This is a genomic window from Aestuariivirga litoralis, assembly GCF_003234965.1.
Classification (GTDB): Bacteria; Pseudomonadota; Alphaproteobacteria; order Rhizobiales; family Aestuariivirgaceae; genus Aestuariivirga; species Aestuariivirga litoralis.
The window spans coordinates 1-15,867 of sequence record NZ_QKVK01000014.1; the positions used below are offsets into that span (position 1 = coordinate 1).

Below are 15,867 nucleotides of genomic sequence, written 5' to 3' on the forward strand. Positions count from 1 at the left end.
TCTCTGCACGCGCCCTGACATGACCACCAAGCCCGCCACCAAGCCCGACCTCTACGCCATCGCCTGGCGCCTGCCGCTGATCGTGTGGCAGGGGCTGTTCTTCGTGGGCCCCCTGCTCTTCATGGTGGCCATGTCCTTCTTCCTGGTGAAGAACTACCGCATGGAGTGGGCCTTCCAGTTCTCGAACTGGACGCGCATGCTCTCCAAGGGCTTCTTCTGGGACGCCTATTTCTACACGCTCTGGCTCGCCCTGCTGGCCACCGTCATCACCAGCGCCATTGCCTTCCCTGCGAGCTATTTCCTCGCCTTCAAGGCCAGCGATGCCGCACGCCGCTGGGCGGTGTTCTTCCTCATCATTCCCTTCTTCACCAGCTACCTGGTGCGCATCTTCGCCTGGCAGGTGATCCTCGCCCAGCAGGGCGTCATCAATGCCGCCATTTCCTGGCTGGGCCTCGGCCCCTGGCAGATGCTCAACAGCCAATTCGGCACCATGGTGGGCTATCTCGTGCTCTGCCTGCCGCTCGCCGTCATCCTCCAGACCTTCTCGCTCGCCAACATCGACAAGCGCCTCGTCGAGGCGGCGCATAACCTTGGCTGCGGGCGCCTGCGCACCGTCTTCACCGTCGTCGTGCCGCTGGCCAAGACCGGCCTCGTGGTCGCCGCCGTCTTCTGCTTCATCCTGTCCTTCGGCGATTTCGTGGCGCCCTATTATCTCGGCGGCTCGAAGCCCCCCACCCTGTCGATCATGATCGTCGACACTTCGAAATCGGGCCAGCAATGGCCGCGCGCAGCGGTGGTCGCCATCATGATGATCGTCACCCTGCTGGTCGTGGCCTTCAGCGCCATCGGCTTCGCCTACAGGAAGCGCGGAAAATGAAGGACGACCGTCTCCTCCGCTGGGTGCTGGCGCTCTACACCGCACTCATCTTCATCTTCGTCTTCGCGCCCATCGTGGCGAGCCTCGTCTTCTCGTTCAATTCCGACCGCTTCCCCACGATCCCCCTGGGCTCCTTCACCACCGAATGGTACGTGAAGGCCTTCAGCAATCCGGAAGTCTGGGATGCCGCGTTGCGGAGCCTCATCGTCTCCACCGTCACCGCCATCCTCTCCACCGCCATCGGCTTCTCGGCGGCCTATACCGATTACCGCTACGACTTCTTCGGCAAGAAGGCCTTCCTCGTGCTGGCCCTGCTGCCGCCCACGATCCCGCTCATCATCCTGGCGCTGGCCATGCTGGGCTGGCTCTCCATGTTCAATGCCTCGGGGCTCACCCTCTCCATCATCATCGCCCACACCGTGCTCTGCGCGCCCTTCGCCATGGCGGTGATCAGGCTGAGGCTCAACCAGATGGACCCCAATCTGGAGCCGGCCGCATGGAACCTGGGCGCGTCTGAATGGGTGACCATGAAGTCCGTCGTCATCCCCTTTGCACTCCCCTCCATCATCGCCAGCCTCTGCCTCACCGCGGCGGTCTCCTTCGATGAATTCGCGGTCGCCTGGTTCGTCTCGGGCCTCAACAAGACGGTGCCCGTCGTCATCCTCGAGATCCTTACCGGCAACATCGACCCGCAGGTCAATGCCATCGGCACCGCCGTCTTCCTCGTTTCCATCACCCTCGTCGTCATTGCACAGGTCCTCGCCCTGAGGCCTGCCAGAAAGCCGGAATCCGCCTGATGGCCGAACCCCTCGTCGTCTTCGACAATGTCGTGAAGCGCTTCGGCACCTTCGAAGCGGTGAAGCGCATGAATTTCGAGATCCGCGAGGGCGAGTTCCTCGCCTTCATGGGTCCCTCGGGCTGCGGCAAGACGACGACACTGCGCATGCTGGCGGGCCTCGAACAGCCCACCGAGGGCGACATCCGCCTTGCCGGCAAGTCCCTCGTCGACGTCAAGCCGCATGAGCGCGACACGCCCATGGTCTGGCAGTCACTCGCCCTCTTCCCCTTCCTCAATGCCCGCGAGAACGTCGAGTTCGGCCTCAAGATGCGCGGGCTCGACAAGCCGACGCGCCGCAAGAAGGCGCTCGACTGGCTGGAGCGCATGGGGATCGGCGAATTCGCCGAGCGCGACGTGAACGCGCTGTCGGGCGGCCAGCGCCAGCGCGTGGCGCTCGCCCGCGCCCTCGTCACCGAGCCCAAGATCCTGCTGCTCGACGAACCGCTCTCGGCGCTGGATGCGCATCTCGTCATCCGCATGCAAGGCGTGCTGACGAAGCTCCAGCGCGAGCTCGGCATCACCTTCGTCTATGTCACGCATTCCCAGTCGGAGGCCTTCGCCATGGCCGACCGCGTGGTCATCATGTCCAAGGGCGAGATCGCGCAGATCGGCTCGGCGCGCGACATCTACCGCACCCCGGCCTCGCGCTTCGTCGCCGAGTTCGTCGGCCGCAACAACATCTTCGCCGGCAGCGTGAACGCGGCCGGCAACGTCGAGACGGCGGCAGGCACCTTCACCCTCGACGGCAAGGCGAAGCCCGGCGAGCAGGTCAGCTTCGTCGTCGCCGCCGACGTGGTCTCGCTGTCCACGACCAGGCCCACGGCCACCAACAGCTTCACCGCGCAGCTCATCTCGGAGGAATTCGTGGGCTCGATGGTCACCCTGTTCTTCGAGGCGCCCGGCGGCACCGAGGTCAAGGTCCAGGTGCAGGAGCGCCTGCTCGAGGGCATCCCGCGCGAGGCGGGCGAAACCCTCTGGCTGTCCTTCGACCCCTCCCACGCCCACGTCCTCAAGGGCTGAGCGCCATGATCGCCAATCCCATCCCCTGGCCCAATGGCGCGCGCTGCGCCTGCGCCATCACCTTCGACATGGATGCGGATTCGCTCATCCACATTTCCCGCCCAAAAGATGGGCACGACCGGCTCTATCCGATCTCCATGGGCCGCTACGGCCCCACCGTCGCCGTGCCGCGCATCCTCGACACCTACCGCAAATATGGCCTGAAGCAGTCCTTCTTCATCCCCGCCTGGTGCATCGAGCAGTACCCCGCTGCGGTCGAGTCCATCCTGCGTGACGGGCATGAGATCGGGCACCACGGATTGTTGCACGAGGATCCCGTCGAGACGCGTGGCGAACGGCAACAAAAAGCATTCGAAACCGCAACCGAAATTCATCAGAAACGCATCGGCCGCAAGCCGCGCGGCTACCGTGCACCCGTCTACAACGTCACCCAGCAGGTCATCGACCTGCTCGTCGCCAACGGCTTCCAGTATGACTCGTCCCTCATGGCGGACGACATTCCCTACCTGATGAAGACACCCTCAGGCACGCTCTGGGAAGCCCCCGTCCACTGGGGCACCGATGACTGGCCGCCCTTCGCCCACTACGCCGAGATCGACTACATGATGCCGGTGAAGGCCCCCTCCGAAGGCCTCAAGGCCTTCTGGGAGGAGTTCGACGCGCAATATGAGGCCGGCGGATTCTGGATCGGCATCTGGCATCCCTTCCTCACCGGCCGCCTGGCCCGCTGGCGCCTTGTGGATCAATGGCTTGAGCAGACTTTGAAGACCAAGAACGTGTGGTTCGCACCGCTCGAGGACATCATCGCGCATGTCGCGAAAGTGACGGCTGACGGCAGCTATTCGCCGCGCGTGGAGCAGCTGCCCTATTACACGCGGAGCCAGCTCGGCTGAACATTCCTCACTTGTCAGACGGCGCGCCGGCTGACAGGCTGGCGCGAGTGGAGACCAGTGACATGACCAAAAAGCCCGGCCGCGGAAGGATTTACAGCTCGATCACCGAAACCATCGGCGACACGCCCATTGTCCGGCTCGACCGGCTGGCGAAGAAGCACGGCGCCGTGGCCAACATCCTCGCCAAGCTCGAGTTCTTCAACCCGCTTGCCAGCGTCAAGGACCGCATCGGCGTCTCGATGATCGAAACCCTTGAGCAGGAAGGTAAAATCGGGCCGGATACAGTGCTGATCGAGCCCACCTCCGGCAATACCGGCATTGCGCTCGCCTTCGTCGCCGCCGCCAAGGGCATCCGCCTCATTCTCGTCATGCCGGAGTCGATGTCGGTCGAGCGGCGCAAGATGCTGGCGCTGCTCGGCGCCGAACTGGTCCTCACCGAGGCCGCCAAGGGCATGAAGGGAGCCATTGCGAAGGCGGAGGAGCTGAAGGCCGTGACGCCCGGCGCCATCATCCCCCAGCAATTCGAGAACCCCGCCAATCCGGCCATCCACAGGCGCACGACGGCGGAGGAAATCTGGAACGATACCGATGGGTTGGTGGATTTTCTGGTGTCGGGCGTCGGGACCGGCGGCACCCTCACCGGGGTGGGCAGCGTGCTCAAGCCGCGCATCCCCACACTGCGTGTCGTCGCCGTCGAACCGGCCGATTCGCCGGTCCTTTCGGGCGGGCAGCCGGGGCCGCACAAGATTCAGGGCATCGGTGCAGGCTTCGTGCCGCCCATCCTCGACACCGGGCTGATCGACGAGATCGTCAAGGTGTCAAACGACGTGGCCCTGGCCACCGCGCGCGAGCTTGCGCGCACCGAGGGCCTGCCCGGCGGCATCAGTTCCGGGGCGGCCACCGCCGCCGCCCTGGAAATTGCCAAACATCCGGAAAACAAGGGGAAAAACATCGTCGTCATCATCCCCTCCTTCGCCGAGCGCTATCTCTCGACGGCGCTGTTCGACGGTCTCGCCTAGTCGACGAGGCCGCTCTTCCAAGCGGAGAGGATGAGGGCCATTCCGGCGGCGGTGAGAACGGCAAGGCTGGCAAAAAGCATCATGACAGGGGTCCCGATCAACTGGAGTTCGCCCCCTTCTACCAATGCTGCAGGTGCGAGAGAATTGCGCTAACGCAAAAAATGCTGCACTGCGTCATTATTCCGCAGCCGCGCGTCCAGGCGGATCGTGCGGTCGCGCAAGGCATCATAGATCGGGCGCTCGCGCAGCAGTTCCGCCACCATCATCGCGGTGAAACTGGCGAAGACCGCCGGCAGCAGCAGCGAGGAACTGCCGGTCATCTCGCCCACCAGCACGATCCCGGTCAGCGGCGCCCGCACCACACCGGCGAAGAAGGCCGCCATGCCGATCACCGCAAAGCCTTCTGGCGGAAGGGAAATGAAGGGAATGGCGCCGCAGGCCGCGCCGAACAGGAAGCCGATCTGCGCACCCAGCACCAGCAGCGGCGCAAACAGGCCGCCCGGCGTTCCTGCCGCGTAGGAGGCCGCGCCCAGAAGGAAGCGCAGCGCGAAGACGGCGGGCATCACGGCGAGCACCGCACCCCCCGACAGGATCGACTGCGTGATCGGATCGCCCCCGCCCACTAGCCCGGGGGCGAACCAGGCCACCGCGCCGATCACCGCGCCGACCAGCGCCGCGCGGCCCTCGACCGGCAGCCGCCTGGCCCGGTCGGCCAGCGCCAGGGCCCCGAGAATGCTGCGGTTATAGGCCACCGCCAGAGCCCCGGCGACACCGCCGAGGATCATGAACAGCGGCCAGCTTTCCACGCCGGGCTCAGCGAAGTGCATCACCTGGAAATCCGGCGCATTGCCGGTCAGCAGATGGCCCACCGTCACCGCACTGGCGGCTGCCCCGAGTGCGGCGATGGCGATTCGATGCTCGAAGCGCTGCACCAGTTCCTCCAGCACGAAGACCGCGCCGGCAATGGGCGCGTTGAAGGCCGTGGCCAGGCCGGCGCCGGCGCCGGCCGCCAGCAGCACCCGGCAATCCGCCCACTTGCGCCGGAAGAGCCGGCCGATATCGAATGAAATGGCCGCTCCCATCTGCACGCTGGGGCCCTCGCGGCCCAGCACCAGGCCACCGCCGATCGCCAGCAGGCCGCCGATGAATTTCACCACCGCCAGTCCCGAACCGGACGGGCTGATCTTGCCGTGCAGCACCGCCTCGACATGCGGAATGCCGCTGCCCGTGGCATGCGGCTGAAAGCGCCGTACCAGCCAGGCCGCCAGCAGCGCCATCACGGCCGGCACGACGACAACCAGGCCGAAACCAGCGGCCCCCATGGCCTGGGCGTGGCCGATCAGCACGACCCGCAGCTGCTCGGCCTGTTCGAGCAGCACCCGGAACAGCGTCGCCACGAGTCCCGTCAGGGCCCCGGCCAGCAAGGTCAGCCCTGCCAGCATGATCAGGCCACCGTCACGCATGTCGGGCGTGTCATCGCGTGGCGGGGCGCTTGCGTCGGAAGGCTCGGCTGGTTCCATGGTGCGCCGATGTCTAGGCGATGCGCGGAGCAGCCACAACAGGGGGCGTCAGCCCGTGCAGCTCTCGTTCGGCTTCAGCCGCCGCGGGCTGATGGTGATCTGGTCCATGCGGCAGGTCACGACGATGGAGCCATTCGCCGCGCAGAAGCGGGCGACCTTGATGGCTGGGCTGTCGGCCAGCACCTTGAGCTTGTCACGCGGGGCACCGGCATCATCGAGCAGGCCATAGACGGTATCGAGGCACTCCGACGATGGCCCGGGGAGCGAGACCGTGGCGAAGCTGCCGATTTCGACCCCACCGCCAGACTGCGCCCGGCGCAGGACCGGGCTCTTGACCAGTTGCGCAGCCGGATCTTCCGGCCCCACGGTCATGTCTCCCGAGCCATCGCCCTGATCGGGTTCCACCCCAGTCCCTTCGTCCATCGCCACGTCGACCGGTTCGGTAACGGCGGCGGGCTCCACGCTGCCCTCCGGCGCGGAGGATGGCACGAGGGTCATCTGCAGCGATCCCTTGAGCTGCCGCTGCGGGCCGCTGGTGAGGAGTTCGTTGTCCTGAAGCTCCGGGCGGGCCAGGCGCAGCGAGTCGTCGCCGCCCGCCAGCCCGATGCCTGCAGGATCAAGCCTTTCGATGACATAGGCACGGACGCCATCGAAGTTCCAGCCGGCGACGAATACCCCGAGCAGGATCAGGTTGGTGATGCTGCTCCACAGCACGATGTCGAGGATGCGGCGGCTGGGGGAAGGCACTGCACGTTTCCATTCTGTCGCGACAGGATCATCCGGGCGCTTCTGGACCAGGTCCATGAGGTCGCTGACGAGGCGGCGATCGCTGTCGTTGGCCATCAGTTGCCCGGGCGCTTCACGCTCTTCTCGGACTCGCCGAGCAGCTTGAGATTGTTCTGGATATAGGGGTTGTCGGGCTCGAGCTCATAGGCGCGCAGGAGGAAGCGCCGGGCGCTTGCCAGGTTGCCGCGCAAGAGCTGCGAATAGCCGGCGTTGTTGAGGATGGTGGCGTTCTGCGCGCCGAGCTGCAGCACCTTTTCATAGGCCTGGTCGGCAAGGTCGAAGCGCCGCAGATGGTCATAGCTGGCGGCAAGGCCGAGCCAGGCCTCGGCATCCTTGGGGGTAAGTTCCACCGCCTTGCGGAAGCTCTGGGCCGCAAGCCCATAGCTCTCGTTGCGGAAGTAGACCTTGCCCATGCGAAGGTAGTCGTCCGATGCGAAGAACGCCGCGTCCTCCACCTTCGGGGTCGGCTCCTTGGCATTCGGCCCGGCCAGAAGCATGTTCTCCTGCGAGGCGCATGCCGTGACCCCCGTGCAAAGCAGGATCAGCACGATTGATCGTGCCGCCCACCCGGTTGTTCCCCTCGACCCCATCTACTGCCCCTTCGATATCCCCAACGCGGTGAAAAGCTTGATCACGACCGGCACCAGCGTCACCCCCAGCACCACCGGGAAAATGAAAAACCCGAGTGGAAGCACCAGCTTCACCGGCAATGCGAAGGCCTTTTCCTCGGCCCTCGCCAGGCGCTTCTGGCGCATTTCCTCGCTGTACACCCGCAGCGACTGGACCAGGCTGGTGCCCAGCTCCTCGGACTGGCGGATGAGCGTGGAGAAGGACTTCGCCTCCGGAATGCCGAGCCGCACGCCCAGATTATCCAGCGCCTCGCGGGTCGACTTGCCGGCTCTCATCTCGAGTGACATGAAACCCAGATTGCGCGCCAGCGAGGGATAGTCCCGTGCCAGGTCGCGGCTGATCCGCTCCATGGCGGAATCGACACCGATACCGGCTTCGACGCAGATCACGAGAAGGTCGAGGAAATCCGGAAAGCCCTGGCGGTGCTCCTCGAAGAGCTTGTCGCGCCGCACGCTGACCACGGCCCTCGGCAGCATGTATCCGATTGCAGTAAGAACCACGGCTGCCGCTATCGTGAAGATGAGGGGCTTGCCCGGATAGAGCCTGCCGAACAGCGCCGCGGTCGCCATGCCGCACAGCAGCGCGACGCCGATACGACTGGCCTGGAACAACACCAGCGCCCGGTCGCCATAGTAGCCGGCGGAGTTCAGGAACTTGACGAGTTCGGACTTCTTCGTCTCGTCCGTCGGCATCAGGCCCTTCAGGTAATCCGGGCCGGAACTGCGCTGCACCGAGGCCGCCGGCGCCGTCACGGCAGCTGCGCCGGTGGATGCTGTGCCCGCGTTGACGCGGCGCCTGACGCCCGACCATGAGGCCGTGATGGTACCGAAGGCAAAGGTCAGCGAGGCGACGGCCAGAAACACGGCTGCAAGGAGAAGAAGATCTCCCCGGGCTGCGAAAAATGCCGTGATCTGCTCCATGGACCTGTCAGTATTTGAAGTTGATCATCTTGTAGATCATGATGTCGCCGATGATCTTCCAGACAATGAGCGCACCCATCACCAGCTGGAAGATCGGCAGGTGCCAGACATCCGTGTAGTACTTGGGGTTGGGAAAATAGATCGCGAGCGCGATGGCCACCGGAAGGATGGTCAGGCCATAGGCGGAGAACCGCCCTTCCGCCGAGAGCGAGCGCACCTTGCGCTTCAGCTGGAAGCGCTCGCGCAGCACGCGCGACAGATTTTCGAGAACCTCGCCAAGATTGCCGCCGGCGCTCGACTGCAGCGACACGGCCGTCACCAGCAGCGACATGTCCGCCACGCCGACGCGGTTCGACAGGTTCTGGAGCGCACTGGGAAGGTCCAGCCCATAGGTCAGTTCGTCGGTGGTGAGGCCGAATTCCGTGCCGATGGGATCGGCCATCTCGCGGCCTACCAGCATCAGCGCCGTAGGCACCGGGTGGCCGCTGCGCAGGCTGCGCACCACGACGTCCAGTGCGTCCGGCAGCTGCGTCTGGAATTCGGTGCGGCGTCGATTGCGGATGTGACGGACGACCAGAAACGGCAGGCCCATGCCGACGAGGAGGCCGATCGCGATGCTGCCGGCAGCCGGCAGCGTCGTCAGCACCAGAAGTCCGGTCACCAGCGCCGTGCTGGCGAGTACCATGATCGTCAGGAAGCGCGCCAGCGTCAGCGACAGGCCGGACTGGATCAGCATCTTGCGAAGGCCGCCCATGACGGCCACGTCGCCCTTGATGCCGCGCTCCGCCTTGAGGCGCAGCATCGCCTGCTCGCCGCCGGATACGTCGTTCTGCACCTTCAGGCGGCGGTTGATGGCCCGGCGCGAGCGCATCGGCGCCAGCACGCCGAGATAAAGGGCCTCGGCGAGGAAGATCAGCGCCAGCGCCGAGCAGACGTAGAATGTCATCCTGATGAAAAAGCCGGTATCCATCTCACTGCGCCTTCGAAGGATCGAAATAGGCCGACGGAATGGTGATGCCGCGGCTCGCCAGGTCGGCAAGGAACTTCGGGCGAACACCCGTGGCCTGGAAATTCCCCTGCACCGTGCCGTCCTCGGTGGTGCCCAGCCGGTTGAAGCGGAAGATCTCCTGCATCTGGATCACGTCGCCCTCGATGCCGGTCACCTCGCTCACCGTCACCACCTTGCGCTTGCCGTCGCTCATGCGCTGCAGCTGCACGACCATGCGGATGGCCGAGGCAATCTGGGTGCGCAGGCTCTGGATGGTCATCGGAAAGCCCGCCATGCCGATCATCGTTTCCAGGCGGCCGAGTGCATCGCGCGTGGTATTGGCGTGGATGGTGGTCATCGAGCCTTCGTGGCCGGTGTTCATGGCCTGCAGCATGTCGAAGGCCTCCTCGCCGCGGCACTCGCCGACCACGATGCGGTCAGGCCGCATGCGGAGCGCGTTCTTGACGAGCTCGCGCTGGCGGATCTCGCCCTTGCCCTCGATGTTCGGCGGCCGGGTTTCCATGCGGCCGACATGCGGCTGCTGCAGCTGAAGCTCGGCGGCGTCCTCGATGGTGATCAGGCGTTCCTTGGGGCTGATGTAGCTCGACAGCGCGTTCAGCATCGTGGTCTTGCCGGAGCCCGTGCCGCCCGACACCAGAACCGTGACGCGGCCCTTGACGGCGGCCGCGAGCACGGCCGCCATCTCGCGCGAAAGCGCGTTGTTCTCGACCAGCTTTTCCATCGAATAGGGACGCTTGGAGAACTTGCGGATGGACACCAGCGGCCCGTCCACCGCAACGGGCTTGATCGCCACGTTGACGCGCGAGCCGTCGAGAAGGCGCGCATCGCACATCGGCTGGCTCTCGTCGACGCGGCGGCCCACCGTCGACACGATCTTGTTGATGATGCGCAGCAGGTGCCCCTCGTCCTTGAAGCGCGCATCCGACAGTTCGAGCACGCCGCGGCGTTCGACGTAGATCTGCTTGTGGGTGTTGATCAGGATGTCGTTGACGGTGTCGTCCTTCAGCAGCGGTTCGATGGGGCCGAGGCCGGTCATCTCGTTCAGGACGTCGTCGACGAACTGCTCGAATTCGTTGGCGTTCAGCACCAGGCGCTCGGTGGCCACGTGCTGGGCGACGAGGGCATGGATCTGCGGGCGCAGCTCCTTGAGGGGAATCTTCTCGATGGTGGCGAGGTTGATCTCGTCGATGATGCGGCCGTGGATGCGCAGCTTTGCATCGAGCAGGCGCTGGCGGAGAACGGCGGGGTCGGAATCCGGAAGCGTCACTTCCGGCGCCTTGACGACGGGTTCGGCAATGGCCGGGCCGGCGGCGGCGGCCGGAGGTGGTTCCTGCGGATGGGCGCTGCCGCGGTTCAGGAGCGAGAAACGTCCAATGGCCATACTCAATACCCCAGGATCTTGGACAGGTCGGAATTGAAGCTGTTGCGCGGCTTGATATCGGTCGTCGGCACGCCGCGGTCCATCGCCTCGCGGATCAGGCGCTCGTCGGCGGGAAGGGTGCCGGCCAGCACGTCGCCGAGCAGTTCCTTCACCTCGCTTGACGAAATGCCGGTTCCGAACAGGGGACGGTTGAACTTGTTGACGATCACCTTCGGCTTCACCAGTTCACCGAACTGGCCCGTCAGGTCATTCACCATGCGGCGGGCAGCCTTGAGGCCCGGGACCGAGAAATCGGTGACGACATAGATGTCGGTGGAGCCGAGCACCACCGCGTCCGTCCAGTTCTCGACGTGGCGCGGCAGGTCGACCACCAGTGTCTGGTGGGTCTGCGAGATGATGTCGAGGGTGCGGGTGATGACCTCCGGCGCGAAGGTGAAGGCCTCGCCGAACTTGCGCTGCGCCGACAGCACATCGAGCTTGTTCTTGTAGGTCGAGGTCATGAGTTCAAGCATGTGCGGGTCGAGACGCGCCGGATTGGCGATGATCTCGTCCAGCGCCCAGGCCGGGCGGAGATCGAGATATTCCGCGCAGGCCCCGCCGGTGAGGTCGAGGTCCACGATGCAGGTCGTGGGTGTTGCCGACTTGCTGCGCCCGGCCGCGAGCAGGGCGGCATGGACGGCAACCGCGGTGGCGCCCACGCCGCCGCGCGCGCCGAGGAACGTCATGCACTTGAGGTCGGACTTGGCGCCCGTGCTTTGGCTCAGCACACGGCCGCAGGCGGCAATGAGCTCTCCGGCGCTGAGCGGCGCCTTCAGCCAGTCCGCCACCCTGAGACGCAGCAGCCAGCGGACGAGGTCGTCGCCCAGTGCAGGCGACAGGACGATCACCGGCAACTGCGGCGGCCGCTGCGCCATGAAGCGTTCGAATTCGCGCTGGGCGGCCTCGGTGGAAGATTCGAGGTCATAGACGAAGATGCTGACGCCGCGCGGATCGAAGCCCTGCGTCACCTTCGCCGAGGCGATGAGGGTCAGGTCCACACCCTCGCGCTGGGCGACGTATTCCTTGAGCTGGCGCCCCACTTCCTCGTTCTGCGTGACGAAGCCGATCCCCATGATGGGGTTGGCGGAGCGGACCGAACGGCTGAAGATCTGCAACATGTCAGCGGCTGCTCCACGCTGCCCCGAAGGCAACGGTCAGACGGCGCTGGCAGAATGAGACGGCAAGAGCTGCGCTGTCGCCGGAAAGCCGCGTCATTGCATTCCGTGATCGCGCGCATGCAGCGGCGCACCTGCGGCGGGCCGCTGCCCCCGGCAGCGCCCCGGCTTCGGCACCTGTCTCCTGCACAAGGCGCATCCCGGCCACCTCACCTCAGTTGCCGCCTGTCCCGGTCGAGACACCCGCGGTCGACGAGCCCACGCCTTCGGCCGACGAGCCCGCGCCGGTATTGGCCCATTCGGAGTACTGCGTGCGGGCGCCGCCCGGCAGGTATTGCTGGATCATGTTGTCGAGCGCGCTGATGCCCTGCATCGACGGTGTCCTGATGTCGGTGTTGTTGACATAGGACGGCCACGGCGTGGGGTTCATGATGATGATGTTCGAGGTCGGCGCATCTCCGAGCCCGATCGTCACCGAGTCGCGGTGGTTCATGTAGTCGTAGATGTAGTTGTCGTCGAGATAGCTGCTGCGGTTGTCGTTGCGGCCGCTGATGGTGTCGTCATCCGCAAGCGCGGGCACGGCAGTCACTGCTGCAGCGACGAGGAAGCCGGCGAGGAGACTACTTCTGCGGAGCGCCATAATTCACCTGTGGAAGATCGATGATGTGTCCGTAGACACCGTTGTAGGTCCTATCGAGGCTCCGGCGGGAAACCTCCTGCTTGCCCATCAGGAAGAACTCGGGCTCATTGGCCGAGACCAGCCCGTCGTTGAGCGGATCCTTCAGCTGCTGCTGCGTGCCAACCGGGCGCACCAGGCGCGGCGTCACGATGATGACGAGATCCGATTCCTTCTTCTGGAAGGCGGATGACCGGAACACCGTGCCGATGACCGGCACGTTGCCGATCCACGGCACGCTGCTCGCATCCTTGGCATTGAGCGACTGCAGCAGGCCGGCGATGGCGAAGCTCTGGCCATCGCGAAGTTCCACGCTGGTATTGGCGCGGCGCACGACGAAGCCCGGGTTGCCGTCGACGCTGATCGAGGGATCGATTTCGGAGACTTCAGGGTTGATCTGGAGATTGATCAGCCCGTCATCGAGCACCGTGGGGGTGAACCGCAGCTTGACGCCGAAGTCCTTGTAGGTGACGGAGCAGGTCTGGTCCGCCAGCGAGCCGTCGCAGGTCTGCACCGGCACTTCGCCACCGGCATGGAAGCTGGCGGCCTGGCCGGAGAGCGCGGTGAGGTTGGGTTCCGCAAGGCGCCGGGCAAGGCGGCGGGCTTCCAGCGCGGTGATGATCAGGTCGGGCGAGGTGCCGTTTTCGAGAATGTTAGCGATGACGGTGCCGAAGGGCAGCATGCCGGAGAGCGCCCCGGCCGCGGCGGCCATTCCCAGCGCGTTTGGCTGAACACCGGTGCCCTGGGCATAGCCGTTGCCATCATTGGTCAGGTTCCAGTTGAACCCCAGTTCCTTGCCCACCGATCGCGCCACCTCGATGACGCGGACCTCGAGGTTCACCTGCTGGTTGGCGGCGATGGCGAAGGAGTTGGTGACGTTGTCACCGGCAAAGTCGCGGGCGATGTTCATCGCCTTTTCGGCGGCCGGCGCACTTGGCACCACGCCTTCGAGCATGACGCGGCCGTTGAGGCTCTTCACGCGCAGATTGGAACCGGGCAATGCCTGCTTCAGCGCCTCGCGCAGGCCGCTGAGATCATGCGTCACCTCGACGTCGAGCACGGCGAGCAGGTTCTTGTTCTCGTCGAACAGCGTGATGTTGGTGGTGCCGAGCTTACGGCCCAGCACATAAAGGGTGCGGTCGCTCAGGGCATTGACGTCGGCCGTCTCGGGATCGCCCACCACGATCTCGCCGAAGGGAACGGTGAGGCGGAAGGTTTCGGACCGGCCGCTGACGACCTTCAGCCGCGCCACCCGGTCATCCGAGGAGATCTTGACCAGCGTCGCGGCCGACGCCGGAGCGGCCATCTGCCCGGCTGACAGCAGCAGCAGCGCCAGCGCGGCGGCGAACAGTGGTCTCAGCTGGCTCCTGGGGCGGGCGAAACGGGTCATTGATTGGCATCCAGCGGAACGGTGTAGGAGGTGCCCTGCAGCCCACGGAAGATCTGCACCTGCGCCGTGGTCGGCAGCACGTCTTCGGCGGCCGTATCGGCGGGCTTCGCATCCGTCACCACCTGCACGGCCCGGTTCTGCTCGCTCTGCTTCAGCCGGGCTTCAAGCTCGGCGATGCGGTTCGAGAGTTCGGCCTGCCCCTCGGCAAGGGCATCCTTGGGGGGCTGATACATCGAGGGATCGGAGACGAGTTCGTTCTCCACCACGCGGCGCGCCGGTGCCACGTCGAGCGAGCCTGCGGAGCGGAGCGTGAAGGTAAGGCCGCCGGTCGATTCCGCCAGCGCCAGCTTCTGGGCATCCACCGGAGTCAGTTCGAGTGTGGCGACGCGGCCGTCGATGGGGGCGCCGTTCTTCTCGTCGGCATTCTGGTTGATGGCGAGGACACGCACGTTCTGGAACAGCACGTCGATGCTGGCCTGATCACCGCTGCGGGTATAGAGCACGTCGACCCGATCGCCCGGCAGCACGAAGCCGGCCACGCCCGACGTATCGTTGACGCGGATGGTCACGGCCCGCATGCCTTCCTTGACGAGGGCAGACAGGCTCGCCCGGGCGCCAGGGCCCGAAATCTTCCACGCGAGGATGGGCTCGTTGGGGGCAATCGGCGTCAGCACCACGCGACGCCCGTCCTTGTCGATGTCGGCAATTGTCTTGAAGGACCCGTCGGGAAGCGCTTCCTTGGGCCATTCGATCTCGGTCAGCACTTCAGGCGTCAGCGGTTCGCCGAAGTGCAATTCCTTCTTGGCCACCACGACAGTCTGGGTGTCGACTTTCACCGTCTGGACCACGGTCTGCTGCTGCTGCGCGACCTGCACCTGCTGGTTGGCAAGCCAGACCTTGGCGATGAATACGGCGAGCGCGCCGAACAACAACGCCACGAGAAGCATTACAAGTGTGCCGGTCCGCACAGGGAGCATTCGCTTTCACTCGATCTCGAAGTCCGCTGCAGCGCGGAATGACGGTACAAAACAGCTGCCGCGACCCGAATCGCGGCAGCTATTAGCAATCGTTTGCTTACGGCGTGCAGCCGACGGTCGACGTGGAGAGATTGCTGCAGAGAGCGTTCCACACACCGGTCGCCCAGCCACCGACCGCTGCGAGAACGGCCAGACCGACGGCAAGAATAACACCGAGAAGCGCGGTGTATTCGATGAAGGCCGCGCCGTTTTCATCAGCGTGAAGGGCGCGGAAGAGAGAAACAATCGATTTCATTTTTGCAGTCCCTACTAGTGGTTCACATACGCAAGTTTGTTGCAGTTCAGCTCGCAATCAAGGGTTAGTCCCTTGGTAGACCCGGTTTCCACTGAGGCAAATAACGATTGCCGAAGCGAAAACCGGGGTTTCTACTGAGTTTAGACTACCACCCCCCTAGGTCCTTGTCCAATCAACGAATTACCGAAGATTGCCGGGGCAAATCGTTAACGGGCACAATAGTCAGTAATAATACCAAGTCGTGACAACAAGAACTTCCGATTACTTCACAATCTGAGCGCGCCGAATGAGTAATCTCTCGGTTTTCCGAAGCAAATAATGCAAATAAATGATTAATACGGCGCGCCGCCCAAGCAGCACCGGAAAACCATCACATTGGGCATCCTGCGCTTGCATAGGATTACTTGCGAAAATGCCTTGAATTTGTTTCTGCGTTTTATGCAACCCTGGAGGGTGCGACATCCCGGGCCACGACGTCCCGC

The 15,867-nt window shown here is 64.7% G+C and carries 16 protein-coding genes; 5 read left to right on the forward strand and 11 right to left on the reverse strand.

Going from position 1 to position 15,867, the window contains the following annotated elements:
• The 5 genes from DK847_RS19400 to cysK all read left to right on the forward strand — a co-directional run.
• The coding region (locus DK847_RS19400) for an ABC transporter permease (RefSeq protein ID WP_342634768.1) at positions 1-877 on the forward strand (877 nt) is incomplete at its 5' end.
• On the forward strand, positions 874-1,674 hold the full coding sequence (locus DK847_RS19405; RefSeq protein ID WP_111200205.1) for an ABC transporter permease: 801 nt from the start codon (positions 874-876) through the stop codon (positions 1,672-1,674). The genes DK847_RS19400 and DK847_RS19405, both read left to right, overlap by 4 nt.
• On the forward strand, positions 1,674-2,735 hold the full coding sequence (locus tag DK847_RS19410) for an ABC transporter ATP-binding protein (RefSeq protein ID WP_111200206.1): 1,062 nt from the start codon (positions 1,674-1,676) through the stop codon (positions 2,733-2,735). Before DK847_RS19405 ends, DK847_RS19410 begins: the two co-directional genes overlap by 1 nt.
• A gap of 5 nt (positions 2,736-2,740) precedes the next feature.
• Positions 2,741-3,628 carry a polysaccharide deacetylase family protein gene (locus DK847_RS19415; RefSeq protein WP_111200207.1) on the forward strand — a complete coding sequence of 296 codons (888 nt, stop codon included), beginning with the start codon at positions 2,741-2,743 and terminating at the stop codon, positions 3,626-3,628.
• 62 nt (positions 3,629-3,690) lie between these two features.
• Entirely contained in the window at positions 3,691-4,647 is a 957-nt protein-coding gene (cysK, locus tag DK847_RS19420) for a cysteine synthase A (RefSeq protein ID WP_111200246.1), read from the forward strand.
• A 149-nt stretch (positions 4,648-4,796) separates the two neighbouring features.
• On the opposite strand, the gene clcA is transcribed toward cysK, so the two are convergent.
• From clcA to DK847_RS19475, 11 genes are all read right to left on the reverse strand, one after another.
• Positions 4,797-6,110 (reverse strand): H(+)/Cl(-) exchange transporter ClcA, encoded by a 1,314-nt coding sequence (clcA, locus tag DK847_RS19425; protein WP_111200247.1) that lies wholly within the window; start codon positions 6,108-6,110, stop codon positions 4,797-4,799.
• 105 nt (positions 6,111-6,215) lie between these two features.
• Positions 6,216-7,010 (reverse strand): hypothetical protein, encoded by a 795-nt coding sequence (locus DK847_RS19430; protein ID WP_111200208.1) that lies wholly within the window; start codon positions 7,008-7,010, stop codon positions 6,216-6,218.
• Positions 7,010-7,450, reverse strand: coding sequence for a tetratricopeptide repeat protein (locus tag DK847_RS19435; protein ID WP_111200248.1), 441 nt, complete (start codon positions 7,448-7,450; stop codon positions 7,010-7,012). Before DK847_RS19435 ends, DK847_RS19430 begins: the two co-directional genes overlap by 1 nt.
• Positions 7,451-7,543: 93 nt before the next feature.
• The gene (locus tag DK847_RS19440; protein ID WP_111200209.1) at positions 7,544-8,503 is read right to left on the reverse strand and encodes a type II secretion system F family protein; all 960 of its coding nucleotides are present in this window, start codon (positions 8,501-8,503) and stop codon (positions 7,544-7,546) included.
• Positions 8,504-8,510: 7 nt separating this feature from the next.
• Positions 8,511-9,473, reverse strand: a complete 963-nt coding sequence (locus DK847_RS19445; protein WP_111200210.1) for a type II secretion system F family protein — start codon at positions 9,471-9,473, stop codon at positions 8,511-8,513.
• 1 nt (position 9,474) lies between these two features.
• Positions 9,475-10,893, reverse strand: a complete 1,419-nt coding sequence (locus tag DK847_RS19450; protein WP_111200211.1) for a TadA family conjugal transfer-associated ATPase — start codon at positions 10,891-10,893, stop codon at positions 9,475-9,477.
• Positions 10,894-10,895: 2 nt separating this feature from the next.
• Positions 10,896-12,050 carry a CpaE/TadZ family protein gene (locus DK847_RS19455; protein WP_111200212.1) on the reverse strand — a complete coding sequence of 385 codons (1,155 nt, stop codon included), beginning with the start codon at positions 12,048-12,050 and terminating at the stop codon, positions 10,896-10,898.
• A gap of 211 nt (positions 12,051-12,261) precedes the next feature.
• Positions 12,262-12,687, reverse strand: a complete 426-nt coding sequence (locus tag DK847_RS19460; RefSeq protein WP_146256198.1) for a hypothetical protein — start codon at positions 12,685-12,687, stop codon at positions 12,262-12,264.
• Entirely contained in the window at positions 12,668-14,113 is a 1,446-nt protein-coding gene (locus DK847_RS19465; protein ID WP_111200214.1) for a type II and III secretion system protein family protein, read from the reverse strand. The genes DK847_RS19460 and DK847_RS19465 overlap by 20 nt, the downstream gene beginning before the upstream one ends.
• Entirely contained in the window at positions 14,110-15,060 is a 951-nt protein-coding gene (gene cpaB / locus DK847_RS19470; protein WP_161957395.1) for a Flp pilus assembly protein CpaB, read from the reverse strand. The genes DK847_RS19465 and cpaB overlap by 4 nt, the downstream gene beginning before the upstream one ends.
• 127 nt (positions 15,061-15,187) lie before the next feature.
• Positions 15,188-15,385: a Flp family type IVb pilin gene (locus DK847_RS19475; RefSeq protein WP_111200216.1), complete on the reverse strand. Its 198-nt coding sequence runs from the start codon at positions 15,383-15,385 to the stop codon at positions 15,188-15,190.
• Positions 15,386-15,867 lie beyond the last annotated feature (482 nt).